Source organism: Bacillus aerolatus (assembly GCF_009183655.1).
Taxonomy (GTDB): domain Bacteria; phylum Bacillota; class Bacilli; order Bacillales; family Domibacillaceae; genus Pseudobacillus; species Pseudobacillus aerolatus.
In genome coordinates this window covers 266,109-291,149 of the sequence record NZ_WEIO01000003.1, presented here as the reverse complement: position 1 = coordinate 291,149, position 25,041 = coordinate 266,109, and the positions used below count along the sequence as shown (strand labels likewise).

23 protein-coding genes are annotated in these 25,041 nt (G+C 42.7%); 18 read left to right on the top strand and 5 right to left on the bottom strand.

Features of this window, described 5'->3' with window-relative positions; translation table 11 throughout:
* Positions 1–4 precede the first annotated feature (4 nt).
* The 10 genes from F9802_RS07450 to moaC all read left to right on the top strand — a co-directional run bounded on the left by F9802_RS07450 (position 5) and on the right by moaC (position 7,195).
* Positions 5–400: a hypothetical protein gene (locus tag F9802_RS07450; protein WP_152150536.1), complete on the top strand. Its 396-nt coding sequence runs from the start codon at positions 5–7 to the stop codon at positions 398–400.
* Between the two features lie 18 nt (positions 401–418).
* Positions 419–643, top strand: coding sequence for a hypothetical protein (locus tag F9802_RS07445; RefSeq protein WP_152150535.1), 225 nt, complete (start codon positions 419–421; stop codon positions 641–643).
* 187 nt (positions 644–830) lie between these two features.
* Complete coding sequence (katA, locus tag F9802_RS07440; protein WP_152150534.1) at positions 831–2,333, top strand: catalase KatA; 1,503 nt, start codon at positions 831–833, stop codon at positions 2,331–2,333.
* 124 nt (positions 2,334–2,457) lie between these two features.
* Positions 2,458–2,598, top strand: coding sequence for a hypothetical protein (locus F9802_RS19575; RefSeq protein WP_191991800.1), 141 nt, complete (start codon positions 2,458–2,460; stop codon positions 2,596–2,598).
* A gap of 646 nt (positions 2,599–3,244) precedes the next feature.
* Positions 3,245–4,030 (top strand): molybdate ABC transporter substrate-binding protein, encoded by a 786-nt coding sequence (gene modA, locus F9802_RS07435; RefSeq protein WP_152150533.1) that lies wholly within the window; start codon positions 3,245–3,247, stop codon positions 4,028–4,030.
* Positions 4,031–4,032: 2 nt separating this feature from the next.
* The gene (gene modB, locus F9802_RS07430) at positions 4,033–4,722 is read left to right on the top strand and encodes a molybdate ABC transporter permease subunit (RefSeq protein ID WP_152150532.1); all 690 of its coding nucleotides are present in this window, start codon (positions 4,033–4,035) and stop codon (positions 4,720–4,722) included.
* A complete protein-coding gene (locus tag F9802_RS07425; RefSeq protein ID WP_152150531.1) occupies positions 4,715–5,779 on the top strand; it encodes a sulfate/molybdate ABC transporter ATP-binding protein in 1,065 nt (354 codons plus the stop codon). The genes modB and F9802_RS07425 overlap by 8 nt, the downstream gene beginning before the upstream one ends.
* A 282-nt stretch (positions 5,780–6,061) precedes the next feature.
* Entirely contained in the window at positions 6,062–6,487 is a 426-nt protein-coding gene (locus F9802_RS07420) for a molybdenum cofactor biosynthesis protein MoaE (protein WP_152150530.1), read from the top strand.
* Positions 6,471–6,716 carry a molybdopterin converting factor subunit 1 gene (moaD, locus tag F9802_RS07415; RefSeq protein ID WP_152150529.1) on the top strand — a complete coding sequence of 82 codons (246 nt, stop codon included), beginning with the start codon at positions 6,471–6,473 and terminating at the stop codon, positions 6,714–6,716. Before F9802_RS07420 ends, moaD begins: the two co-directional genes overlap by 17 nt.
* 2 nt (positions 6,717–6,718) lie before the next feature.
* A complete protein-coding gene (gene moaC, locus F9802_RS07410; RefSeq protein ID WP_152150528.1) occupies positions 6,719–7,195 on the top strand; it encodes a cyclic pyranopterin monophosphate synthase MoaC in 477 nt (158 codons plus the stop codon).
* A 31-nt stretch (positions 7,196–7,226) separates the two neighbouring features.
* On the opposite strand, the gene F9802_RS07405 is transcribed toward moaC, so the two are convergent.
* Together F9802_RS07405 and F9802_RS07400 are read right to left on the bottom strand one after the other, a co-directional pair.
* Positions 7,227–7,724: a MogA/MoaB family molybdenum cofactor biosynthesis protein gene (locus F9802_RS07405; protein WP_152150527.1), complete on the bottom strand. Its 498-nt coding sequence runs from the start codon at positions 7,722–7,724 to the stop codon at positions 7,227–7,229.
* A 54-nt stretch (positions 7,725–7,778) separates the two neighbouring features.
* Positions 7,779–8,795 carry a ThiF family adenylyltransferase gene (locus F9802_RS07400; RefSeq protein ID WP_191991799.1) on the bottom strand — a complete coding sequence of 339 codons (1,017 nt, stop codon included), beginning with the start codon at positions 8,793–8,795 and terminating at the stop codon, positions 7,779–7,781.
* A gap of 185 nt (positions 8,796–8,980) precedes the next feature.
* On the opposite strand from F9802_RS07400, the gene moaA reads away from it, so the two are divergent.
* Both moaA and F9802_RS07390 read left to right on the top strand, forming a co-directional pair.
* Positions 8,981–9,997 carry a GTP 3',8-cyclase MoaA gene (moaA, locus tag F9802_RS07395; RefSeq protein WP_404799149.1) on the top strand — a complete coding sequence of 339 codons (1,017 nt, stop codon included), beginning with the start codon at positions 8,981–8,983 and terminating at the stop codon, positions 9,995–9,997.
* Between the two features lie 203 nt (positions 9,998–10,200).
* Positions 10,201–10,920 (top strand): sulfite exporter TauE/SafE family protein, encoded by a 720-nt coding sequence (locus tag F9802_RS07390; RefSeq protein WP_152150524.1) that lies wholly within the window; start codon positions 10,201–10,203, stop codon positions 10,918–10,920.
* 4 nt (positions 10,921–10,924) lie between these two features.
* Here the strand turns inward: F9802_RS07390 and F9802_RS07385 are convergent, their stop codons facing one another.
* Complete coding sequence (locus tag F9802_RS07385; protein WP_152150523.1) at positions 10,925–12,388, bottom strand: sigma-54 interaction domain-containing protein; 1,464 nt, start codon at positions 12,386–12,388, stop codon at positions 10,925–10,927.
* A gap of 221 nt (positions 12,389–12,609) precedes the next feature.
* Between F9802_RS07385 and F9802_RS07380 the strand changes: the two genes are divergently transcribed.
* From F9802_RS07380 to F9802_RS07370, 3 genes are all read left to right on the top strand, one after another.
* The gene (locus F9802_RS07380) at positions 12,610–13,821 is read left to right on the top strand and encodes an iron-containing alcohol dehydrogenase (protein WP_152150522.1); all 1,212 of its coding nucleotides are present in this window, start codon (positions 12,610–12,612) and stop codon (positions 13,819–13,821) included.
* A 117-nt stretch (positions 13,822–13,938) separates the two neighbouring features.
* Positions 13,939–15,279 carry an MFS transporter gene (locus tag F9802_RS07375; RefSeq protein ID WP_152150521.1) on the top strand — a complete coding sequence of 447 codons (1,341 nt, stop codon included), beginning with the start codon at positions 13,939–13,941 and terminating at the stop codon, positions 15,277–15,279.
* A gap of 504 nt (positions 15,280–15,783) precedes the next feature.
* A complete protein-coding gene (locus F9802_RS07370) occupies positions 15,784–17,838 on the top strand; it encodes a catalase (protein ID WP_191991804.1) in 2,055 nt (684 codons plus the stop codon).
* Between the two features lie 55 nt (positions 17,839–17,893).
* On the opposite strand, the gene pepT is transcribed toward F9802_RS07370, so the two are convergent.
* A complete protein-coding gene (pepT, locus tag F9802_RS07365) occupies positions 17,894–19,126 on the bottom strand; it encodes a peptidase T (RefSeq protein ID WP_152150519.1) in 1,233 nt (410 codons plus the stop codon).
* Between the two features lie 125 nt (positions 19,127–19,251).
* Here pepT and F9802_RS07360 point away from each other — a divergent pair, with 125 nt between their 5' ends.
* Positions 19,252–19,803 carry a TVP38/TMEM64 family protein gene (locus F9802_RS07360; protein WP_152150518.1) on the top strand — a complete coding sequence of 184 codons (552 nt, stop codon included), beginning with the start codon at positions 19,252–19,254 and terminating at the stop codon, positions 19,801–19,803.
* A gap of 142 nt (positions 19,804–19,945) precedes the next feature.
* Positions 19,946–20,839, top strand: a complete 894-nt coding sequence (locus F9802_RS07355; RefSeq protein ID WP_152150517.1) for a DMT family transporter — start codon at positions 19,946–19,948, stop codon at positions 20,837–20,839.
* 167 nt (positions 20,840–21,006) lie between these two features.
* Here F9802_RS07355 and F9802_RS07350 read toward each other — a convergent pair whose 3' ends face one another.
* Positions 21,007–22,638, bottom strand: coding sequence for a sodium:solute symporter family protein (locus F9802_RS07350; protein ID WP_225435223.1), 1,632 nt, complete (start codon positions 22,636–22,638; stop codon positions 21,007–21,009).
* Positions 22,639–23,281: 643 nt separating this feature from the next.
* Here F9802_RS07350 and F9802_RS07345 point away from each other — a divergent pair.
* Positions 23,282–25,036: an SIR2 family protein gene (locus tag F9802_RS07345; RefSeq protein WP_152150516.1), complete on the top strand. Its 1,755-nt coding sequence runs from the start codon at positions 23,282–23,284 to the stop codon at positions 25,034–25,036.
* Positions 25,037–25,041 lie beyond the last annotated feature (5 nt).

Genomic DNA, 25,041 nt, shown 5'->3' with positions numbered 1-25,041 from the left:
AGGAGTGATGAAGTTGCGAAGAGGAAAAAGAGCCGTTTATCGGGGAAGAGAATATGAATATTTAGAGCGGGATAACCGCATGTATGAGTTATATACGAGAGACAAATTCCTTATTCCAGAAGATTTCACTTTAAATAACAGGGGTGTGCATTCAAAAACAGTTACCCGTGATGAACTAGATGATTTATATTACATTGATCAATTTGCCAAATACAAGGGGTATACCTTCCCAATTTGGGAAATAAGCGATAACCAATTACTTTTAGGAGAGGGAAGTTACACGAGAGCAAAAGAAGTGGGGTTCCCGCCTTCTGAGCTGGAATGGGAACGCGGATTATTTAAGAAATGGATTCCAAAAGCTGAGATAGAAAATATGTGGGAGGAGAGAAAGCCTCTGTAAAACAGTGGAGCATTAAAGATGATTAGACAAGGTGAATATGGCGTTTTAGACGGAAAAGAATTTGAGGTGTTTTACCATGATGGCAATTATCATCTGCGTTCTAGAGATAGGCAAGATACTGCACTTGGATTTTCACCGGTTATTGACATTTATACGCGGATACTACAGTTTTCTGCACGGGTACCACAAATTTCTGAACGTCCATGTTTGTTTTATGAACGGAAACCGCGCCCTCACTTTTAATAAAAACACTCGCAAAAGACCGGCATACGGCCGGCCTTTTTGCGTTCATATATTCAATTCTTCATGTTCTTCTGGCGTAAAGACGCGCGGCTGCCGCTTTCGCCGAGTATCACTGTCGAATGTTATTTGAAACGATAATCAATATCTATTTGTAATGATTATAATTTAGTATTGATTTTTATTTAATATGTGTTATTATAATAGTAACAGCAAAACAAATTACGAGGTGATCATTTTGACGAATCATAATCGCTTAACAACGAGCTGGGGTGCCCCGGTAGGAGATAATCAACATTCACAGACGGCTGGCCAGCGTGGTCCGACGTTAATCCAAGATGTACATTTGCTAGAAAAGCTGGCTCACTTTAACCGCGAACGCGTGCCTGAGCGGGTAGTTCACGCAAAAGGTGCCGGCGCCCACGGTTATTTTGAGGTAACAAACGACCTTTCCCAATATACAAAAGCGGACTTTTTATCAGAAGTCGGCAAACGCACACCGATGTTTATCCGTTTTTCAACAGTAGCTGGGGAGCTCGGTTCAGCAGATACGGTACGTGATCCGCGCGGCTTTGCCGTTAAATTTTATACAGAAGAAGGCAACTACGATCTTGTCGGTAATAACACACCGGTCTTCTTTATTCGCGATGCGATTAAATTCCCTGATTTCATTCATACGCAAAAACGCGATCCGCAAACACATTTGAAAAACCCGACAGCTGTATGGGATTTCTGGTCTTTATCACCTGAATCGCTCCACCAAGTAACAATCTTAATGTCAGATCGCGGCATTCCGGCTTCTCTGCGCCATATGCACGGATTTGGCAGCCATACGTTTAAATGGGTGAACGAGCAAGGCGAAGGCGTGTGGGTAAAATACCACTTTAAAACAGAGCAAGGCGTTAAAAACATGGACGTCGGCCTGGCAGCGAAACTAGCAGGTGAACATCCGGATTATCATACAGAAGACTTGTTTAATGCGATTGAAAACGGCGATTTCCCTGCGTGGAAACTGTACGTTCAGATTATGCCACTTGAAGATGCGAATACGTATCGTTGGGATCCGTTTGATGTAACAAAAGTATGGTCGCAAAAAGATTATCCGTTAATCGAAGTCGGCCGGATGGTGCTTAACCGCAACCCGGAAAATTATTTTGCGGAAGTGGAGCAGGCAACATTCTCTCCAGGAACATTCGTGCCGGGTATTGAAGCGTCACCAGACAAAATGCTTCAAGGAAGACTGTTTGCTTACTCTGATGCTGCCCGTTACCGCGTAGGTGCGAATCATAATCACTTGCCGATCAACCGCCCGAAAGTGGAAGTGAATAACTATCAGCGCGACGGACAAATGCGCTTTGACGGCAATGGCGGCAAATCTGTTTACTACGAGCCAAACAGCTTCAGCGGTCCAAAAGAAGCGCCAGAAACAAATGTCACGCCATTTGACGTAACGGGACAGGCAGGCACACATAATTACAATCATGATGACCACTACACACAAGCGGGCGACTTATACCGCTTACTGAGTGAAGAAGAGCGAGCACGCCTTGTAGCCAACATCGTCCATGCGATGAAGCTGGTTGAAAGGGAAGATATTAAACTTCGTCAAATCAGCCATTTTTATAAAGCGGATCCGGAATACGGCGCACGTGTAGCAGCAGGGCTGGGGCTTGCTGTGCCGCAGGAAGTATAAAAATTAAGAAGGGAGATGTCCTAAAATCTTTGCTTTTAGGACACCCTTAGCCTTATCAAATGAATGAGAAAGCACACGATTGGAAATCAAATGAATGAATTAATTAAACAAAGGAGAGGTATATATGAAACAAAGAAAAATTGAAAAGGTAAATAATCACTTTTGTCTTGTAAGAGAAGGAAAAAATATTGAGTTATGCTTCTATTCCTTAGTTGATGCTCTGTCTTATGCTTCAGAGCGCAAGTATGAAAACTTGCAGAAGTAACATAGAAGGACAAGCAGGTAACTGATACCACTTAAATGAGCGAAGAGCTATCGAAAACACTGTGAATACAATGAAGCCCCGAATAAGTAAAAATTCTTAATCATTCTTTATTGTCATATCTTTATTTCCAAAGACTGTTTTCTAAAAGCTTGTTGTTTTTGTAGTATATTCTTGTGACAAAAAGTGTAGAAAAAGGGTTGATTGGAGCGGAAGGTGCGAGGCTCCTGCGGGCTCACCGCCCGCCCCGCGGAAAGCGAGCATCCTGGAGCGGAAATCAACCAACCCTTTTCTAATAGCAACAAAGTTTACGAACACAGTCTTTTCAAAAAGAGGTGAAACAATTTGCAAACGTGCACGAGATGCCACCAAGAAATTAAACAATTAAAACATAGCCATCTCTGCGGCTGTGGGGTCAAGTTAAAGAAGAAGCAGGCATTACAAGCAGTGATCTCCGCTTAAAAACCATGAAATGAGTTTTCTCATCTTCATGGTTTTTTTGTATGTTCTGTTTTCGGAAACAGCCGAAGGAAGTCAATAATTATGATGTCATCCCTCTTATTTAATTAAAACAGCACCTTGTTTTCAGAAGAAACTGAATATATGATAGTTTGTAATAAATACAAGTAATTAATAGGGGAGAAGCAGAATGAGAAATAGAATGCTAATTGTATATATTTGTGCATCTCTTCTTTTTTTAAATGCATGTACTTCTGCAAATGAAAAGGAAAAAGCCCAGGGGACAAATGGTAAGCTGACAGTTGCGGCTGCTTCTGATTTGCAGCTCGCTTTTACTGAAATGGCAAAAGAGTTTGAAGAAAAGATGGATACCGAAGTAGAATTAACGTTCGGATCTACCGGTACGCTCGTTCAGCAAATTGAGAATGGCGCCCCTTATGATGTATTTGCTGCAGCCAATGTTCGTTTCGTTGATGGATTAAAGGAAAAAGGGAAAACGATCCCAGAGACACAAAAAATTTATTCGCGAGGAAAAATCGGCATTGCTGCATTAAAGGAGAAACAACTTGAAGTGGCGAATCTGCAAGATTTAATGAAGCCGGAAGTTAAAAAAATTGCGATCGCCAACCCGGAGCATGCTCCTTATGGAATGGCTGCTAAGGAGGCACTGGAATCTGCAGGTTTGTGGGACAATATCGAAGAAAAGCTCGTATATGGCAAATCCATTTCTGATACGTTGACAATCGTTGCCACCGGAAATGCAGAAGCCGGTATTATTGCCCATTCTATCGTAACCGATGAAGTGAATTTCTCACCGGTCAATGAGCAGCTGCACGGTCCGATCAACCAAGCAATCACTGTAATCAAAGGAACGGATCAAGAAAAATTGGCAAAAGAATTTGTCCAATATGTAACAAGTAAGGAAGGAACGGAAATTTTAAAGAAATATGGATTTAGCATTCCTGAAGGTGGATGATGATGGCGCACGGTATTAACCTCTTCCCATTATTTTTATCGTTAAAAGTGGCAGGCACAGCAACCGTGATAGCAATTATAGCTGGCCTGCCCATTGCTTATTATTTAAGCCGCTCCAATAATAAATTGACTGACGCCATTGATACACTGTTAACCTTGCCGATCGTACTTCCTCCGACAGTGCTCGGCTATTACTTGCTTGTCGCATTTGGGCGCAGCAGCACGATCGGTGCTTATCTGGAAGAAACGTTTAATATTATGATCGTCTTTACGCCAGCAGGTGCTGTTATGGCCGCTTCTATCGCAGCCGCTCCTTTTTTAATTAAATCAGCCCGCTCTGCTTTTTCGGAAATAGAAGGGGATATTATTAACGCCGCTAAGCTTCTTGGCAGAACCAATGTTAATATTTTCTTTACTGTGCTCATTCCGCTGGCATGGCGCGGAATATTGTCAGGAGTCATTTTAACATTCGCCCGGGCACTCGGGGACTTTGGCACGACATTAATGGTGTCGGGAAGCATTCCTAACTACACGACAACGATGCCAATCGCTATATACGACGCCCTGCAGGCTGGGGACAAGCCATTAACAAATGTGCTTGTACTTATTATGACGGGGGTGGCGGTTATTTGTTTATTTAGCTTGAACCGTTTAGAGAAAAAGATGGGGAAAGGAAGGAAGAAAATTGCTTGAAGTACAAATTGAAAAATCGCTGCATTCATTTCATTTAACTTCTTCTTTCTCTGTTGGAAATGAAATATTTGGCATTATCGGTCCATCTGGTTGTGGAAAAAGTATGACGCTTCAATGCATTGCCGGATTACAAACACCTTCGTCAGGAAAAATCATTTTAAATGAGCGCACGTTGTTTGATTCAAACAACAAGGTAAACGTATCACCCCAATCAAGAAAGATTGGCTATGTTTTTCAAAACTACGCCCTTTTTCCGCACTTGACCGTCGAAAAAAATATATCATTCGGCATTCGTCACCTGCCTGCTTACAAAGATCAAGTGCACGAAATGATTAAGCGTGTGAAGTTAACGGGACTGGAAAACCGCTTCCCTCATGAATTGTCGGGCGGGCAGCAGCAACGCGTGGCACTCGCCCGAACGTTAGTAACGAAACCTGAATTATTGCTGTTAGATGAACCTTTCTCTGCGCTCGATCCTCATATAAAGAGCCAGTTGGAGCAAGGTTTAATTGATATGATTCATGAAAACTATCAAGGTGCCATTCTTTATATCACCCATAATCTAGAAGAAGCTTATAAGTTGTGTAATCGAATACTAGTGTATGAAAACGGAAAAGTAGTTCAAGTCGGGGGAAAGGAAGAAGTCGTTAACAATCCGGCCAATATAACCGTTGCCAAAATAGCAGGATGCACAAATTTTCTTCCCGTACACGTGACAAAACAGTCAGAAGGAAAACTTCAACTTCTATCACAAAATGGAATGGAGCTTGTCATTCCCGAAACAATCCGGCTTGGTAATCAACAAATGATCGCGGGTGTTCACTCCTACCGTTTAAAGCTCGAGAAAAATCCAACAGGCAAAATGAATACATTGCCATGCCAAATAAAAGGTATGGTTCAAGGAATCACCTTCATGGCTGTTCAAGTCATTTGTAAAGGACATCAATTAGAAATAAAAGTTCCTTATGACGAATGGGAAAAGTTAAAAGCAGAGACCTCTTCAGAATGGTATGTACATATTCCTGCTGAACATCTTTTTTTAGTTCCGGCTGCATAGCGTCTAAAACAAGACGAGCATGTCGATGTATGGTTTTTATAATGACTCTTTTCTAAGAGGTTGTTGCTTTTAAAACGAAAACTGTTAAAGGTTGATTGGAGCGGAAGTGCGGGAACAGCGGGACAGGTGAGACCCCACAGGCGTTTACGCCGAGGAGGCTCACCGCCCGCCCCGCGGAAAGCGAGCATCTCTCGCTGCAATCAACCACACCGCACTACTTAGTAAATAGCAACAAAGTTTGCAAAAACAGCCTTTATAATAAACGATGAAAGGTGTGAAGAAATGATTGAAATTAAGCTGCAACATACACCCATTGATGTGAACTATCATTTTCAAAAAATATTAAATCCTCATCATGGAGGAAATAATATGTTTGTCGGCACGATTCGTGACATCACCGGAACGATTAAAACATCAGCGATTGAATATTATGCTTATGAAGAAATGGCTATAAAGGAAATGGAAAAGCTCGCTCAAGAAGTCGAGGCGAAATACAATGCGGATGTCGTTGTCGTCCACCGGTTGGGGATGCTTGACATTAGCGACATCGCTGTGTTCGTCGGTGTCTCGACTCCTCATCGGGATGAATCGTATCAAGGCTCTCGTTACATCATTGAAGAATTGAAAAAGCGCGTGCCGATCTGGAAAAAAGAATTTGACGAAGATAAAGTTAGGTGGGGAGGGATTCGCGATGACAGTAACCGTTAAGTTTTTTGCTTTTTTAGAAGAAAAACTCGGATTTGACAGTGACACGCTTGATATATCTCATGTAAAAACGGTCAAGCAGCTAAAAGAGGAAATTCAGCAGCGCTATCCGGCTGTTTCCAATGATATTCCTTATTGCATGATAGCGGTTGATATGGAGTTTAAATCAGATGAGGAGCAGCTGGCGGCAGAGAAAGAAATCGCTGTTATTCCTCCTGTGAGTGGAGGGTGAACATGGAACAAAAGTTAACACATTTTAACGAAGAAAACCGGGCACACATGGTGGATGTCACAGAAAAAAGTGAAACGAAACGTGTGGCAGTAGCGCAGACAACCATTCAAATGAAAGCAGAAACTCTCGGCTTAATTTTAAATCAGCAAGTAAAAAAAGGTGATGTACTGGCAGTCGCTCAAGTAGCAGGCATTATGGCAGCTAAAAAGACGCATGAGCTGATTCCAATGTGCCATCCATTGATGATTACGAAAGTTGATTTATCATTTTCCGATAATGGTGTGGATACATTAACGATTGAGGCAGAAGTGGCGGTGAAAGGGCAGACAGGGGTTGAAATGGAAGCACTAACTGCTTGCTCGGTAGCTGCTCTTACTGTTTATGACATGTGTAAAGCGGCAGATAAAGAGATGGTCATTTCACAAACGATGCTTATCGAAAAGCAAGGCGGAAAAAGTGGCCATTTCATCAGAAAATGACCACAACGTTGTTAATGAATCCTTCATTTTTTCACGAATGCTTTTGCTGTTCCTGAAAAAGATGAGGGATTTCTTTTAAAATAATTTCATTTAAAGCGAGTTCAACCGCTTTCGTAGAACCCGGCAGTACGAAAACCGTCGTGCTGCCGATCGTTCCGGCAGTGGCTCTCGATAAGATGGAGCGGGTGCCGACTTGTTTGTAGCTCAAATAACGAAACAATTCACCAAAGCCGATCATTTCTTTATCAAATAATGGGGCAACGGTTTCGTAAGTAAAATCCCGGCTTGAAATACCTGTTCCACCGTTCGTAATAATAAACTCTGCTGAACTTTGTATAAAGGAAAAGATCGCCGTTTTTATCGCCTCTGGCTCATCTTTAACGATCACTTTTTGGAGAACGGTATGGTTATGCTCTTGCATCAGTTTCTCAATAGTGCGGCCACTTTTATCTGTTTCATCCGTTCTCGTGTCGCTAATAGTAATAATTCCAACGGATGCCTTTCTACTTTCATTGACAATCAGACTCAAATTATTGCACCTCGTTTATAAAATATTATATTTAGATAGTTTTAGAGAAGGTAGCTAGTTAAACAATTGGTAATATAATTTTTTTGCTCGTTTTACATCCGGCACTTCATGAATAAGCAGCCGCCCGTCTTTAAATAAGACGATTGGATGATCTTTATAGCTGAAAGAGACGATAAATTTATTTCTTTTATAACTGATCGCATGTTCATCTAAGTAGTTAACAAGCTGTTGAAAGTGCGCTTCCTCATGGAGAGAGGTACGGAATTGGACAGTATCACGACCGCACAATTGAGTTGCTTCATCTGTATAAGCTTTATTTAAATGCTCGAACTCTTTACAGACACACGATTTGCATTCTTTATTGCGGCGTACGGCAAATTTATTCATTTGCAACTTCCAAGAATCCATTTGATAAAAGTAGTAATCATCGAACTCTTCTTGCTGAATGAGCATTTTTACCATAATGGAAGATTGAATGCTTGTAATGAAAGGGATGAGAGTTGTTTGCACACCGATTAAATCACAGCTGGCTCCGTTGAAAAATGGCGTATTGGCTAATAAGCAGTCCAAACAAGCGCTTTTTCCAGGAGAAATAGGTACAACGTTTCCATAAGTTCCGGCACAAGAAGCAAAGATCCATTTCTTGTTATGAAGAATGCACACTTCATTGATTAAAAATCTCGTATCAAAATTATCTGTGCAATCAAGGACAATATCTATGTTATGTATATATTGTTCCAAAATTTGTTTATTTACATCAGCAACCATACCTTCAATTTTAATGGAAGAGTTGATCTTTTTTAAATGCTTTTCCAGGGCGAAAGCTTTTGCTTCTTTATTCAATACATCTTCTTCAGTGAACAACGTTTGTCTTTGTAAGTTGCTCAAGTCAACATAGTCACGATCGAGAATCGTAATTTGAGAGATACCCATCCGCGCACACATTTCAGCCATATGGCTGCCGAGAGCACCGCCGCCGACAATGAGTACGGATGCTTCATTTAGTTTTTTTTGTCCTTGTTTTCCGATTGATGAGACGAGCATTTGCCTTGAGTAGCGGCTGTCCATCATGAACGGTTCCCCCTTATGATCGTATTGAATAAACATTTTCCTAATAATAGAACAGAATAAATAAACAAGCAACTTCTGCTTTCTTAAAAATCAGATATTTCTAATTATTAATTGACATTTCATTTTGCTGGCTTAGACTGGTAATAAAATGAAAAATTCAAACCGAGGAAAGGGTGATCACGATGATACAAGATCCGCTAAATGATCAGCTCGGGCGTCCGCTTCAGGATCTGCGGATCTCAGTGACCGACCGCTGTAACTTTAGATGTCAATATTGTATGCCGGAAGAAATTTTCGGGAAAGATTACGCTTTTTTGCCTAAGAAAGACATCTTAAGTTTTGAAGAGATTGTCAAAGTTGTTTCCTTGATGGTGCCGTTTGGTATCAAAAAACTTCGCATTACTGGCGGAGAACCATTGATGAGAAAAGACTTGCCGGAGCTGATTGCATCACTTGGAAAGATTGAAGGAATTAAAGATATTGCCCTGACTACAAATGGGTCGCTGCTGAAAAAACATATTTATTCTTTAAAAGAAGCGCGCTTAAAGCGGATCAATGTCAGTCTCGACACATTAGATGACCAAATTTTTAATCAGTTAAACAGCCGTGCTTATAAGGTCAGTGACGTGCTGGAAGGGATTGAATCTGCCGCTTCCGCAGGTATCCAAGTAAAAGTAAATATGGTTGTGCAAAAAGGAATAAACGACCATGATATCGTGCCAATGGCTCGTTACTTCCGGGGGACGCCTCATATTTTGCGTTTCATCGAATTTATGGATGTCGGCAACTTCAATGACTGGAATTTGGAAAAAGTCGTTTCGAAAAAGGAAATCGTTCAGTTAATTAACGAACAAATGCCGCTTGAGCCTGTTGAAGCAAATTATTTTGGTGAAGTGGCTTCCCGCTACAAGTACAAAGGAACCGATGAGGAAATCGGGGTCATTTCTTCTGTCTCGGATTCATTTTGTTCTTCCTGTACGAGAGCACGGTTATCGGCAAATGGCCAGCTGTACACTTGTCTGTTCGCCACGAAAGGGCATGATTTGCGCAAGCTGATCCGCTCAAGAGCAAAGGATCAAGAAATAACAGATGAAATAAAGAGAATCTGGTACGGGCGTCATGATCGTTATTCCGATGAACGGCTGTTGCAAACGAACCGGAAGGAACGAAAAAAAATAGAAATGTCTTACATTGGCGGTTAATTTACTAGAGGCTGTTCATAAGTGCCTTGTTCCTCTTTCATAAGCCCATATACAGTATTTTATCAATGATTAATACTGTATATGAAAGTGGAGGAACCGGGCTCTTTTTTTGTTTGTCCTTTCCTCCAACGTCATTGTACTCTGTTGCGACTATGCTAAAATCGATAATAAACTGACAATTATAATAATTTGGAGGTGGTAAAGTGGAATCGTTTATCCCGTTCGCTGTGATCATTTTATTCGCTTCTATACTGCAGACGAGTACAGGCTTTGGTTTTTCGATCATGGCGACGCCTTTTTTGCTTTTGCTATTTGAGCCGAAGGAAGCGATTCAAATTAATTTGATTCTGTCACTCGTTATTTCTTGTGTGCTCATTCGTAAAATAAAGAAGGATACAGATATGAGTCTCGTAAAAAGATTTATCGTCGGCAGTGCGGCCGGACTGCCCGTGGGAATGATTATTTTTCTACTAGCGGATATGAATAAGTTAAAGCTTGGTATTAGTGTGATCGTGTTAGTTTTAACACTTTTGCTAATCTTTAAATTTCAAATCCGCCAAACGAAAGCGAGAGACTTTACTGCAGGCGTCTTGTCCGGCACACTTACAACGAGCATTGGCATGCCCGGCCCCCCGATATTGCTATATTTCTCGAGCATACATACTGGTAAAGAAAAGCTGCGGGCGACCACTCTTGCTTTTTATTTATTCATTTATTCCACGAGTTTGCTCGTTCAGGTCTTGTTTGCCGGCACAACAAAAGCTATTTGGCTTTCAAGTGCCGCTGCTTTGCCAATTGTTCTAGCCGGACTGTTGCTTGGCCAATGGTTGTTCACACGAATTAACCAGCGCATATTTCGTATCTTTTTATATGGCCTTTTAATATTTACAGGAATTTATTTGCTAATTGACAGCCTAAAGTAAGAGATTAGCTGTCTTTAGGCTGGTACGTAATGCCGAGCCGCTTCATTCTGCGGATTAAGTTTGCATGGTCAATTCCTAGGAGTTTGGCGGCTGAGCGTATACTTTTGGAAGAATGGAGGGCGCTTAAAATTTTTTGAGATTCGAATAAAGCCATCGTTTCTTTTAAGTTGAGCTGTTCTGACATAATGGAACCGTCGCCTTCTCTATTTTCATCAAGAGATAAAAATTCAAATCTGCCATTATCCTTCATATGGTCGGGCAGATCGCGTGGAGAAATGGAATCAGAAGGGGTGGAAACAACGAGAAATTCTATTATATTTTTCAGCTCCCGAATATTCCCCGGCCACGGATAATGCGTTAAAATGGCTAACGTATCAGGTGAAATGTGTTTATCTAAATAATATTTGCTGCAAAACTTTTGCAAATAATAGTCTATTAGTGGAGGAATATCGGCTGTCCGTTTTGACAAAGGCTGGATAGGCAGATGAACGACATTAATGCGATACCATAAATCCTCTCGAAACTTCTTGTTATAGACAAGCTCTCTTAAATCCTGGTTAGTGGAACAAATGAGCCGAAAAGAAAGGCGCTTCGGCTTCACTTCCCCAATCCGCGTTACTGCCTGGTCTTGAAGGACACGCAGCAACTTTACTTGCATCGGTAAAGGAAGCTCGCCGATTTCATCTAATAAGATTGTACCTTTATCAGCTTGTTCAAAGAGACCGGGCTTCCCTTCTTTTCTCGCACCTGTAAATGAGCCGCCGCTGAAGCCGAACAATTCTGATTCGAATAACTCGGGAGGAATAGCTGCGCAGTTCACTTTTACGAAAGGCTGGTCTTTTTGAGGGCTGTACTGGTGAACAAAGTTGGCCAGCACTTCTTTACCAGTTCCAGATGGGCCGGTAATTAAAACTGGTGTTGGAAAAGCAGCAATTCTTTTTGCTTGTTCGACTAAACTTTTCATTTCGGAACTGTTAAATACAAGAGGAGAGTTTTCATGATGAGTAGATGCGTGCTCTGTTTGACTTTCCTTATTTTGTTCCGCTTCCCGGATTTGGTTTTGTAAATGATTTAAGTAAGTCAGGTCACGAACGCTAGTGACGACCATTTTAACTTCCCGGCTTTCGCTGTTATCGGAATCGAACACCGGGGTTGCGGTCGCAACGAAGTATTTCCGCTTTTTTATTTTCTGCATAATGGTCGTCGTCTTTTTCGATTTCAGCGCCATGTAAGCGGCGGAACGGTCAAAGTATTCCACAAAGACTAAATCCCTTATATTTTTTCCTACTACTTCATCACGGGAAATACCGGTCATTTCTTCATACGCTTTATTGATTTCCAGCGTAATTCCCCGATGATCAACCACGTAAAGGCCATCAGATGAAAAATTGATAATGGTCCGCATTTGTTCATTTGTTTCTTCTAAATGCTTTACTTTTTTGAGTAGATCATCCATTGCAGGGTCCACAGTGTAATCTCCTTTTATGTGTAGTCATTTCGTTACCACTTTGGTGTCAAAAATACACCACTTCATATGGGAATTTATCAAATATTCCGATTGTTGTCAATATTATGTCGTTGGCACGTTTCTTGTATTAAGTAACAGTAAGATGCCCTTTTCCTCAGGAAAAAACACAATGGAAACATAGAGGATAACTGGCCAAATAACAATAAAAAGGAGAGATTAACATGGCTGTACTTGATTTGCCAAGACATATTTTTATTGAAAATGGAGCGTTAAACCGTTTAGATGAGCTGGTGGCAGCGAAGGGCGGGACCAAAGTATTTGTCGTTATGGATTCATTTTTAGCGAGTTCCCCTGTAAATTTACATGAAAAAGTCTCAAGTATTTTACTGAAAAGCGGTTTCACAAGTTCATTTTTTAGTAACTATTCCGGTGAACCGACAACGAAAAATGTAGAAGAAGCAGTAAAGCAGCTGCAGGACTTTCAAGGAGATTGTGTCATTGGAATTGGAGGGGGAAGCGCCATTGATCTGGCAAAAGCAGTCGCTGTTTTCGGGAAAAATAAAACGATTGAATGGAACGAGATTCCGCACTGTCTGCAGCTGAAACGACTGCCTCTGATTGCCGTGCCGACAACTGCAGGAACCGGGTCAGAAGCGACGAAAGTTATGGTGATTACAGATCCTGAAACGAATGTGAAGATGAATCCGAGCCATCCTAATTTAATCCCGGATGCAGCCGTTTTGGATCCGGAGCTGACTCTTAGCCTTCCTCCTAATTTTACCGTTTATACAGGTCTTGATGCACTAACCCACGCCATTGAAGGCTATGTATCGAACCGGGCATCCATGATGACTGATTTGTTTGCTCTTGAAGCGATCCATCAAATAGGAAGCGCATTGCCGAAAGTATATGAAGATGGAAAAGACAATGAATCTCGTAAGGAAATGATTCTTGCTAGCTGCTACGCGGGTATTGCTTTTTCAAATGCGTCCACTAATTTGGCTCACGCCGCCGGGAGACCGCTTGGAGCCCAGTTTCACATTCCTCATGGTTTGAGTGTCGCATTGCTGCTGCCTTTTGTGATGAGGTTTGGGCTGGAGTCGTGTAAAGAACGTTATGCAGAAATAGCCGTTGCTTTAGGGGAAGATCCATCGTTAAGCATCGATGAATTGGCGAAAAACTCTATTAAAATTATTGAAAACTTCAATGATACTTTCGGAATTTGGAAAGATGCACATAAATACATTCAACCCCAGAAGTTGATTGAATCGACTCATGTACTCATCGCTGATGCCCTTTCAGGAAACGGAATCGCAACGAACAGAAAAATCCCAAGCGAGCATGATATAGAGGTCATTTATTATATGCTGGCTGAAAAACTTGCAGCAACGAGTCCCGAATTGAATGAGCAAACGGTAAACGTTGTTAAATAATTAACTAGTGTGAAAGGAGTTCACGTCCATTTATTGTAAGCGTTTTCCGTTGGGAGGAAATTAGCGGAAAACCGGGAAGTAATGGTGGAACGATTCTAAATATAAGGTGGGGGAACAATGAGTAAAGCAGAAGGAAAAATGCTGAAACGTGTCGTTGGCGCCAGTTTGATAGGTTCTACAATTGAATGGTATGACTTTTTCCTGTACGGAGTAGTAGCAGGTATTGTATTTAACCATTTGTACTTTCCAGCGGATGACCCCTTTGTATCTACTTTATTAGCTTATGTGACGTTTGCGGTCGGTTTTGTTGCCCGTCCGATTGGCGGCATTATTTTTGGACATTTCGGGGATAAAGTGGGCAGGAAAAGCATGCTCATTCTTACATTGTCTATTATGGGCGGCAGCACCGTGCTCATTGCATTTATCCCCACTTATGAACAAATCGGCATCTGGGCTCCTGTTTGTCTGCTTTTCCTGCGCATCATGCAAGGGATTGGATTAGGAGGCGAGTGGGGCGGAGCAGTGCTCATGGCATATGAACATGCCCCGGCTTCGAGAAAAGGATTTTATGCCAGCTTCCCGCAAATCGGTTTATCCATTGGCTTGCTGCTCGCTTCTGGAGTAGTCGGGATTCTTTCCTTTACGTTATCAGACGCGCAATTTATGGCTTGGGGATGGAGAGTTGCCTTTGGTCTAAGTGCTGCTTTAATCTTTTTAGGTATGTGGATTCGGTTAAACGTATCGGAATCACCGGAATTTGCGGAAGTAAAAGGCTCGAAAGAAGAGTCCAAGATGCCGATTAAGGAAATGTGGCACAATAACACTGGCAATGTACTGGCCGGTATGGGGGCACGATACATTGACGGCGTCTTCTTCAATGTCATGGGTGTATTCTCAATTACTTATTTGACAGGCACGCTGCAAATTTCGCGGACAGATGCTTTGCTTGGTGTTTCGCTCGCCGCTCTCGTTATGTGTTTCTTTATCCCTTTTTTCGGACATGTCTCTGACCGTATTGGAAGAACCCGTACGTATTGGATCGGCAGCCTCGTCACCGGCTTTTCCGCGCTGCCGGCATTCTGGATCATGTCCCAAAGCGGAGGCAATGTCACTATGATCTGGCTATCCATTATCATTCCGTTTGGTATTTTTTACGCAGCCGTATACGGACCGGAAGCCGCTTTGTTCGCGGAATTATTTGACGCCAGAGTAAGATATACCGGCATGTCGTTTGTTTACCAGTTTTCCGGAATATTTGCTGGCGGGCTGACGCCGATTATTGCGACAACCTTGTTAAATTATAATAATGGCAATCCGCTTATGTTAACTCTCTACGTTGTTTTTGCCGGCGTCGTCAGCGCCATTTCAGTAAAATGGATTAACCTTCGCCAGGCGAGTCCCGTATCTCAAGATATTGATAAGGGGAGTGACAAAGGTATAGAGCCAACAGGGAGTTGACAGACTCGTTTCTTGCTTTTATAAAAAGGCTGTTTTCTAAAAGATTGTTGTTTTTGTAGTATATTCTTATGACAAAAAGTGCAGCAAAAGGGTTGATTGGAGCGGAAGGTGTGAGACTCCTGCGGGATTAGCGGGACAAGTGAGATCCCGCAGGAGCAAAGCGACGAGGAGGCTCACCGCCCGCCCCGCGGAAAGCGATCATCCTGGAGCGGAAATCAACCAACCCTTTTCTAATAGCAACAAAGTTTACGAAAATAGCCTATAAAAATGATAAACCCCTGCTTTTAGCCGTGCGTGCGGCTGAAAGCAGGGGTTTTCTTAGGTGGTGAAAAAATTGTCGTTTAATCGTTCTGACCGAAGGGTATATCGTACATTGGATAACATCTTCATTTGCAGTGATACATAATTGGGGCTAAACATCATGATTTTACTTGAACACCTTGAATGTTTATTAAAAAAATCAGGAGGGGAAATTGAGTGAAAAAAAATCAGAACAATGAAGGCATGTATGACAATAAAAAAGATGAGCAGCTGGAACAGTTTCGCGTAGACAACAAAGGCGAAAAAATGACGACGAATCAGGGGCTGCGCGTATCAGATGATGAACATTCCTTGAAAGCGGGCGACCGGGGCCCTACGTTAATGGAGGATTTTCATTTCCGTGAGAAAATGACGCACTTTGATCATGAGCGGATTCCAGAGCGGGTCGTTCATGCACGAGGGTTTGGTGCGCACGGTTTTTTCCAAGTATACGAGCCGATGGCTGAGTTCACGAAAGCGAAGTTTCTGCAGGATCCTTCAGTGAAGACTCCTGTTTTTGTCCGCTTTTCTACGGTGGCTGGTTCACGTGGTTCAGCAGAAACAGTTCGCGATGTGAGAGGGTTTGCCACTAAGTTTTATACAGAGGAAGGTAATTATGACCTTGTCGGCAATAATATGCCAGTCTTTTTTATTCAGGATGCGATTAAATTTCCGGATCTTGTCCATTCCTTTAAGCCGGAGCCGCACAATGAGATGCCACAAGCTGCGACAGCCCATGATACATTCTGGGATTTTGTCGCCAATAATACAGAATCTGCACACACGATTATGTGGCTGATGTCCGACCGCGCAATTCCACGCAGCTTTCGGATGATGGAAGGGTTTGGCGTGCATACATTCCGTTTTGTTAATGAATTAGGGAAAGCCCGTTTTGTGAAATTTCATTGGAAACCGGTGCTTGGCATTCATTCGCTCGTTTGGGATGAAGCGCAAAAAATCGCCGGCAAGGATCCGGATTTCCACCGCCGTGACTTGTGGGAAGCGATTGAGATGGGCGATTACCCGGAATTTGAACTTGGTGTGCAGATGATCGAGGAAGAAGACGAATTTAACTTTGATTTTGATATTTTAGATCCGACAAAGCTGTGGCCGGAGGAAATCGTTCCGGTAAAAATAATCGGCAAAATGACATTGGACCGCAATCAAGACAATGTGTTTGCCGAAACGGAGCAAGTAGCGTTCCATCCGGGCCATGTCGTACCGGGCATTGATTTTTCCAATGACCCGCTTCTACAAGGCCGTTTGTTTTCTTACACGGATACACAGCTCATTCGTTTAGGTGGTCCGAACTTTCATCAAATCCCAATTAACCGCTCTATTGCACCGGTTCACAACAATCAGCGCGACGGTTATCATCAGATGAACATCGACAAGGGGCAGACGAGTTACCATAAGAACTCTCTGCAAGGAAATGACCCACAGCCAGCAACTGAAGCGGAAGGCGGCTACGCTCATTACCAGGAAAAAGTGGAAGGCCGGAAAGTGCGCCAGCGCAGCGACAGCTTTAAAGATCACTATTCACAAGCTAAGTTGTTCTGGAACAGCATGACCGAAGTAGAGCGTCAGCATATAATCGATGCTTTTCGCTTTGAAGTAGGAAAGGTGAAAAATAAAGGAGTAAGACAACAAGTAGTTAATGTCTTCGCCAATGTGGATGGGGAACTGGCTGCTGCCATTGCTGCAGGTGTCGGGGCAGAGGCGCCAACGGACGTGGAAGCTTCAACCGTCACTCTTTCTTCCCCAGCTTTAAGCCAGGAGCAGAGCAAAATAAAAAGCACAGCCACGCGCAAAGTAGCTATTCTTGCTGTTGATGGCTTTGATAACTTAACGGTTGATCCTCTCATGCAATCGTTGAAAAAAGCGGGCATCCATTCAGAAATCGTCAGCCAAAACGTCGGCATGATTACAAGCGCGGACGGGCAGCAGCAAGAAGCCGTTCATTCTTTCTTGACGAGCCACCCGGTTTTATTTGATGCTGTATACGTAGCTGGCGGTCAAACAAACGGCGATCAGCTGAAAAATAACCAAAAGGCTACTGAATTCGTGAAAGAAGCCTTTAAGCATTTTAAAACAATTGGCGCAGCAGCGGAAGGAGCAGAACTGCTTGTGACAGCGGGCATTCAAGCGGGATCTGATCCTGGTATCGTAATCGCCCGCGATGCGGAAGAAGTGAATGCTTTCAGTGAATCATTTGTTTCAGCTATGGCCGAACACCGTCACTGGTCGCGACAAATCTAATTTTTACAGGAAAAGCCAGCCCAGTTTAGAGCCGGGCTGGCTTTGGTTTGTGCGTTTAAGCTTTTTCTTCAAATAATTTAGTGATTTCCACAATGACGTTCACTGCTTTTTCCATATTGTCGACGGATACATATTCAAAGCGGCCGTGAAAGTTCTCGCCGCCGGTAAAGATATTTGGTGTCGGCAGCCCCATGTACGACAGCTGTGAGCCGTCCGTTCCGCCGCGTATCGGTTCAACGATTGGCTCAATCCCCAGATTCTTCATCGCTTCATAAGCAATATCGACGACTTCTTTTACTGGTTCAATTTTTTCTCGCATGTTGTAATATTGATCATTCATTTCAAGGGTAATTCGTTCTTCGCCGTATTTCTCTTGTAAGTCTTTAACAATGGCGGAAAACAAATCTTTGCGTTTCTGGAACTTTTCTTTATCATGGTCGCGAATAATGTAGTGCATTTCCGTTTTTTCCACATCGCCGCTGATCGAAAGAAGATGATAAAAACCTTCGTAGCCTTCCGTTGACTCGGGTGCTTCATCGGCCGGCAGTTTCCCATTCAGCTCCATCGCAATTTTGGCGGAGTTGATCATTTTCCCTTTAGCTGTACCAGGGTGAACATTTTTACCTTTGACCGTTACTTTAGCGCCGGCTGCGTTAAAGCTTTCATACTGCAATTCACCGAGCGGACCGCCGTCTATTGTGTAAGCGAATTTAGCGTTGAAAGCATCGACATCAAACTTATGCGGTCCTCTGCCGATTTCCTCATCAGGTGTGAAAGCGACGCGGATTTTTCCGTGCTTGATTTCCGGGTTTTGAATTAAATAAGCCATTGCGGTCATAATTTCTGTTATGCCTGCTTTATTATCCGCACCGAGCAATGTTGTGCCGTCTGTTGTGACGAGTGTATGGCCTTTATATTTTATGAGCTCTGGAAAGTCATTTGGTGACAAAACGACCGATAATGCTCTATTCAACACGATATCCTTGCCGTCGTAGCTTTCCACTACTTGCGGTTTCACATTTGTTCCAGTAAAGTCTGTCGCTGTATCGACATGCGCTAAAAAGCCGATCACTGGCACGTCTTTTTCCGTATTGGCCGGCAGTGTCGCCATTAAGTAGCCATTTTCATCTAGTGTCACTTCTCGCATTCCAATATTGTTCAGTTCTTCTTCCAGCATGCGCAGCAGCGTCCATTGTCCAGATGTGGAAGGAGTCGTTTCGCTGTTTTCATCCGATTGTGTGTCAATTTTTACGTAAGAAGTAAACCGGTCAATGATCTCTTTTTTCATTCGTAGCCAGCCCCCTTTATTTATGTATAAATTGATTTTAACATAAGCTTTCACAAACAACGCTGCGGGAGGTTAGTATTAGTTGCAGTAATAGTACTAAAAACAGTCCAGAAAGGAATGATAAAGTGGAAAATCATCTACTGCAGTGGCTGCCTGCACATCCAGGTCTCGTCTTTTTAATAAGCATCATCCTGAATATCATTATAGCGATTTCGGGGGTCATTCCAAGCGCCTTTCTAACGGCAGCCAATATAACTTTTTTTGGGTTTTCTACCGGGTTAATCGTATCTATCATAGGAGAAGCTGCCGGGGCTGTTGTTAGTTTTATTCTTTATCGCAAAGGACTTCATAAGCTGGCTCCTTACGTTCAGACAGAAAACAAGCTGTTAAAAAAGTTAAAAAACACAAGAGGTGTAGAAGCAGTTTTTCTTGTGTTGTCGTTAAGAATTCTTCCTTTTGTCCCATCAGGTGCCGTAACACTGACAGCAGCTTTCAGTAAAATGAACTTGTTATCCTTTACTATAGCCAGCACGTTAGGGAAAATTCCTTCGCTGTTCATAGAAGCTTATTCAGTCAATCATGTGCTTAAATTAACAATAGAATGGCAAGTGGGTATTCTTCTATCCATCCTTTTTCTTTTTGCCTGTTATCAAGTTTGGAAAAGGCGGCATAAATAAACTCCCCGTCCAGCAGTTTTATTTACAGCTTAAAGTACATCATTTAATGGGATAGATATAACCAAACAAAAGTGTATACGGAACACACTGCTGAGTTTAAAATAAAACAGTTGGTTTTTTTGATAGAGGAAAGGTGATATCTATGTTAAAAGCTTATATGTGGCTAACTTTTTGTGTAGTAGTATGGGGAAGCAATTTTGTATTTGGAAAGATGTTAGTTCAAGATTTCTCCCCAGCTCTATTAACAATGCTGAGACTTTTTTTTATTGTATTACTTTTGGCAGGGTTATCCGCTTACAAAAAACATTTAAAACGGGTAAAAAAAGCCGATTTTCTCGCGGTTTTTTCTCTGGGGGTTATTGGTGTATTTATCAATCAATGGTCTTTTTTTGTAGGGTTGCAAACAGCTGATCCAACAACATCTGCGTTAATTTTAGCAACGACTCCTATTTTAACGGGATTTTTAGCAGCCATTTTTTTGAAAGAAAAATTAACCATTCGCATGCTGGCGGGGTCTTTTGTTGCGATCATAGGTATTTATTTCGTTGTCACGAAAGGCAATTTATCATCTTTACAGATTGACAAAGGTCTTATATGGATTGTTGTAACGATGGTCACATTCGCAATAATGATCATTATGACGAGAGTGCTCTCTCAAAGAATAGATCCGCTGACGATTACTTTATATTCAAATGTAGTAGGCTTTATCGTGTCGATCCCGTTTGCTTTTTTACTGGACACTCCTTTACGAATAAGCTTTGAAATTCCTGACTGGGCTTTTCTGATCGGCACTGCCGTTGTTGTACATGGTATTGCTACACTTATTTGGAATAATAATATTCGACATGTTGATGCTTCCAAGGCATCTATTTTATCTAATTTAGAGCCTTTTGTAGCAATGATTATGGGATTGGTATTGCTATACAAACCGATTACAGGGGTAGAGTTATTGGGAGCGCTGTTTATTGTGGGGGGCGTCGTGCTGTCTACGTATCAACGGAAAAAACAGTATAACCGGACAGTGTCCAGTAAGTGACAAGAAGAAATTGAAGCAGCGAAAGAGCATTTGGACGACCAGTGTGGATTCATGGATAGGTTAGAGCGTCTGTGAATCATATAATGAGTGTTAAAAAGCTACCAAGACTTAAAACAATCCCCGTTCAGTGAAGAAGCTGAACGGGGATTGTTGCTTTTTAGCCAATGTTAATGCGAAGAAGCCTTCAACGGCAGCTCTTGAGTATTTTTTTCTCCCTTTTTTATAAACAGCATCGTGCAGAAAAATAAGGAGAGGGTGACGATAAATAAAGCAAGACCTACTAGGCCTTTCGCATAAAGTGCCGGAAAGTTTAAAGCCGTTAAGACAGCTGTTACTGCAGCAGTGACGAATAAATATAGTCCCGTTCGGGTTTGCGTGCGGGATGCATAGATTTTCAATCGTCCCGTTTGTTCAGCGAGAGTCATAATGACTAAAGTGAACATGTTGGCAATCATTCCGGGCCATACCGGGTGAGTCTGCAGGAAGAATTGAGAAATTTCCCAGTTGCCGAGATGATACCAGAGCAGACCGGTTGTTGTACCGACGACCATGGATGAGATGACAGCTCTTGACGTGGCTAACGGCCAAAAAAGGGCTGCCACAGCCGGAGCAAACGTCGCTGAATTTCTCGTCACCCAGGCAAGAACATTCCACCAGGCCGACTGTTCCGCCCTTAACGTAGCGAGAATAATCATTTCAACTGTTAAAATAGCTAGAGCCCACTTCGTATAGCGGACGTATGTGTTTTCACTGCGTCCAGGAAAAAGGGCTTCTCCCACGTCTTTTCCGAGGCTCGTCGCTCCTGAGAACTGGCACGGCGCTCCCCAGCTTAACGCACAAGCCCAGAATCCGAGGAAAAACAGCGCCACGAGCGGGGCGGGCAAAACCTCCAGTAAATAATAAGGAATCGCAATCAAGCCGACTTTTTCATCCGGCACAACGATCGCGGCGGAAAGACCGAAAATCACCGCTCCGACAATTAACGGAACGCCGAGAATGGCTCCCCATAGAAGCCCTTTTTTTCCTTCTTCGACTGTTTTACAAGACAGCGCCATTTGAAAGGCTGCTTGCGCTAACACGATATTTACGAGAAACGTACCGAACCAGGCAACGATTGTTTGAATGCCCACGCTTGAATAAGAAAACATTTCAGGCCTTGCTTCAGCAAACTGCCTTAAGCCGTCCAATCCCGGATTAATAAATACAGCTACAAACCCGATCGTAAGCATGACGTAAAACATAATCGTATTAAACATTTGCGTGTAGCCGATAGCCCACATGCCGCCAAACTGCAAATAGGCAAAGAGCAGAACGGCCGTAATAATGACGGCGGTAAGTAAAGAAACCCCTGTAAACACATGCAGCGCGGATGCAAAGGCTAAAGCTGTCGCAACTGACCACATCGGAAAAGCAAAAGCTGTAATCGCTCCGCCGAGCGCTCTCGCTTTATTCCCAAAACGGTCGCCAATCAGCCCTGAAATAGTAACGACTAACTTTTTTCGGAACGGTCCAATAAATAAGATGGCGATTAAAAGCACTTGAACTGTTTCTGCGACTCCATACCAGACAGCTGAAACCCCTGTTAAATAAGACAATTCGATAATGGCGATAAAAGAAGAGCCGGAAAACAAACCAGTAATACACACAGCGACGAAAAACGCATTAAAATTGCGGCCGCCCACAAAATAGCCGCTCCCGCCGCTTGCCTTCTTAACCGTATAACGCCCAATCCCAATCAACAACAACGTATAAGCAAGCGCAAACCCAACAAACCAAAACCCGACACTCGTCACTTCCATCCATCCTTTCTCCGATCAGTATTTATTGTTTAGTCAGTCCTTCGCCGCTTTAAAGCGGCGGGGGACTGACCCCCAGTTCTTTAAAGCAATAAAGTAAAAAGCCGCCTTCTTATCTTTCAGAGTGTAGTCTCTTCCGCTAGAGGCAGCGTCTTGTGTGGAACAGGTTGCCGAGATGTTATCGAACTAGCCCTCTGTCTCGTTTGACAAAATTTTAATTTTTCAGTTAATTGATATGATAAACCTTAAATTCCTATGTGTCAACTTGGTTAAATGGATTTTAAAGGCTATCGGTTAAAAATAACAAAGTCTTGTTATCCCAGTGTTAATAAATGTGGAAATTCATGGGGTGTGCTAACATAGTAGAAAACAGAGATAATCCTATGCTCAATGAAAAATCTAAAAGAAAATGTTAATAAAAATAACAACCATTAGTAAGCTTTCTGCGAATGAAGTCGCCCCCTTTATTTATTATCGAAACCAAATAAAAACTTTCCCTATGTATAGCGACAAGGAGTTTTCAATATATATATTGAAGTAAAGTATGGATGAAACATGAACGTCTGGGGTAAAAAGTAATTAACTGCATATTATGCGTGGACACGTTGATCAAAAAGAATGTACTTGTCTGGAAAGGGGTCATTGAATGGATGAGAAGCTGTTGTCTTTAGCTTTTTCGGTAGAAGCGAATAAAGGAGTGTATGCCTTGCTTTTAGGGTCGGGCATTTCTTACTCGGCAGGCATTCCGACCGGACGCGGCATTTTGCGGGAGCTTTGCCGGCGGATTATGCACGTGAATGGCGCAGACGAAAGTGACCCAGTTGACTGGTATGAAAAAAATTACGGGAAAGCACCTTTATATAATGAAGTCATTGAATTATTGGCGAAAACATCTTCTGAGCGCAACGGATTATTGAAGGAGTTTTTTGAGCCGACGCTTGAAGAAGTGGAAGAAAAGCAAAAGATTCCGACAGACGCTCACCATGCGATCGCGAAATTAGTTCAGCGCGGCTATATTAAAGTTATCGTCACAACCAACTTCGACCGCCTGCTGGAGCACTCGCTTGATGAGCACAACGTGCAATACCAGACGCTGTATCACGAATCGGATATGGAAGGCATGAAACCGCTCGCCCATGCCGATTGTACAGTGCTGAAAGTAAACGGCGACTATCGTGATACCCGTTTTAAAAATGTAACGGACGAACTAGATAACTATACGCTGCCGCTCGCTCAGCTGCTGCGGAGGGTGTTTGATGAATACGGCATGATCGTATCGGGTTGGTCGGCAGAGTGGGATACAGCGCTTCGGGAACTCATTAAATCAGTGAAAGGACGCCGCTATTCGTGGTATTGGCATGCATTTTCGGAAAAGTTAACAACACATGCGGATGAGCTGATCAGCTACCGGGATGCGTGCAAAATTGTCAATCCAAAAGGAGCCGATCACTTTTTCACAGAGTTGTACGAAAATGTCACAAACATCGCCAAAGTGAAAAAAGTAAGCCCGGAGAATATTCAAGTGAAAATGAAGCGGCTGAAACGCTATATTCAAGACGAAAGAGATATAGAGTTAAGAGAAATGCTGACGGAGCAAACAAAAGAAGTCGTTTCTTTCCTGTTCGAGCAGCCCTATGCGAAAGAGGCGACAGTTGATTCCGTATCCGTCCGCATTCAGACAGTCGCCGAAAAAAGCCGGATGCTCGCCATGCTCGTTGCGGTATTAGCTTACTATATGAAAACGCCAGAGCAGGCGCAGCTGTTAATCCAGACAACGGAGCGTCTCACTGGTTCACGGCATCATAGCGGGGATCGGTCCTTGTTGGCTACACAAGAAATCCCGCTCCATGCCGTTTTTTACAGCATTGGCATCAGTGCCGTCATGAAGAAAAATTACCAATTGCTGAACAAGCTGTTTACACAGCCAAACGTGCAGGATCCTCATCGACAGCACATTTCTTTTTTAACATACACTTCTCCCCATATGTGGCTAAATGCCTTATTCGAGTATGTATCTGAAGAAACGACGCACCTCACACCGGCAGAAACACTTTTCACGTATCCGTATTTAAAACAAGTGTTTATTGAAACAAGACTGGCGTTTGATGAGCAGGAATTTGAACAGCACTTTGATCAGTTTGAACTGTTAAGAGCTATCAAGTATCGTTATATGAACGAGGAAAGCAATATTAGCGGGCAGTTTGGCTATAAACCAAACCGTGACCATCTCATTCGCTTTTTAAACGAAGGATCGGAAACGGAAGACTGGCCAGTCCTTGCGATTTGTGATGGCGGCCGGGAAAAATTCACCGACTCTCTTGAAAAGCTGGCGGAAGATTTAAATGAAAAGGATGGATTCAGCGGGAGAGGGTTGCTGCAAGCCTATACAAAATTCGATTAATGGAA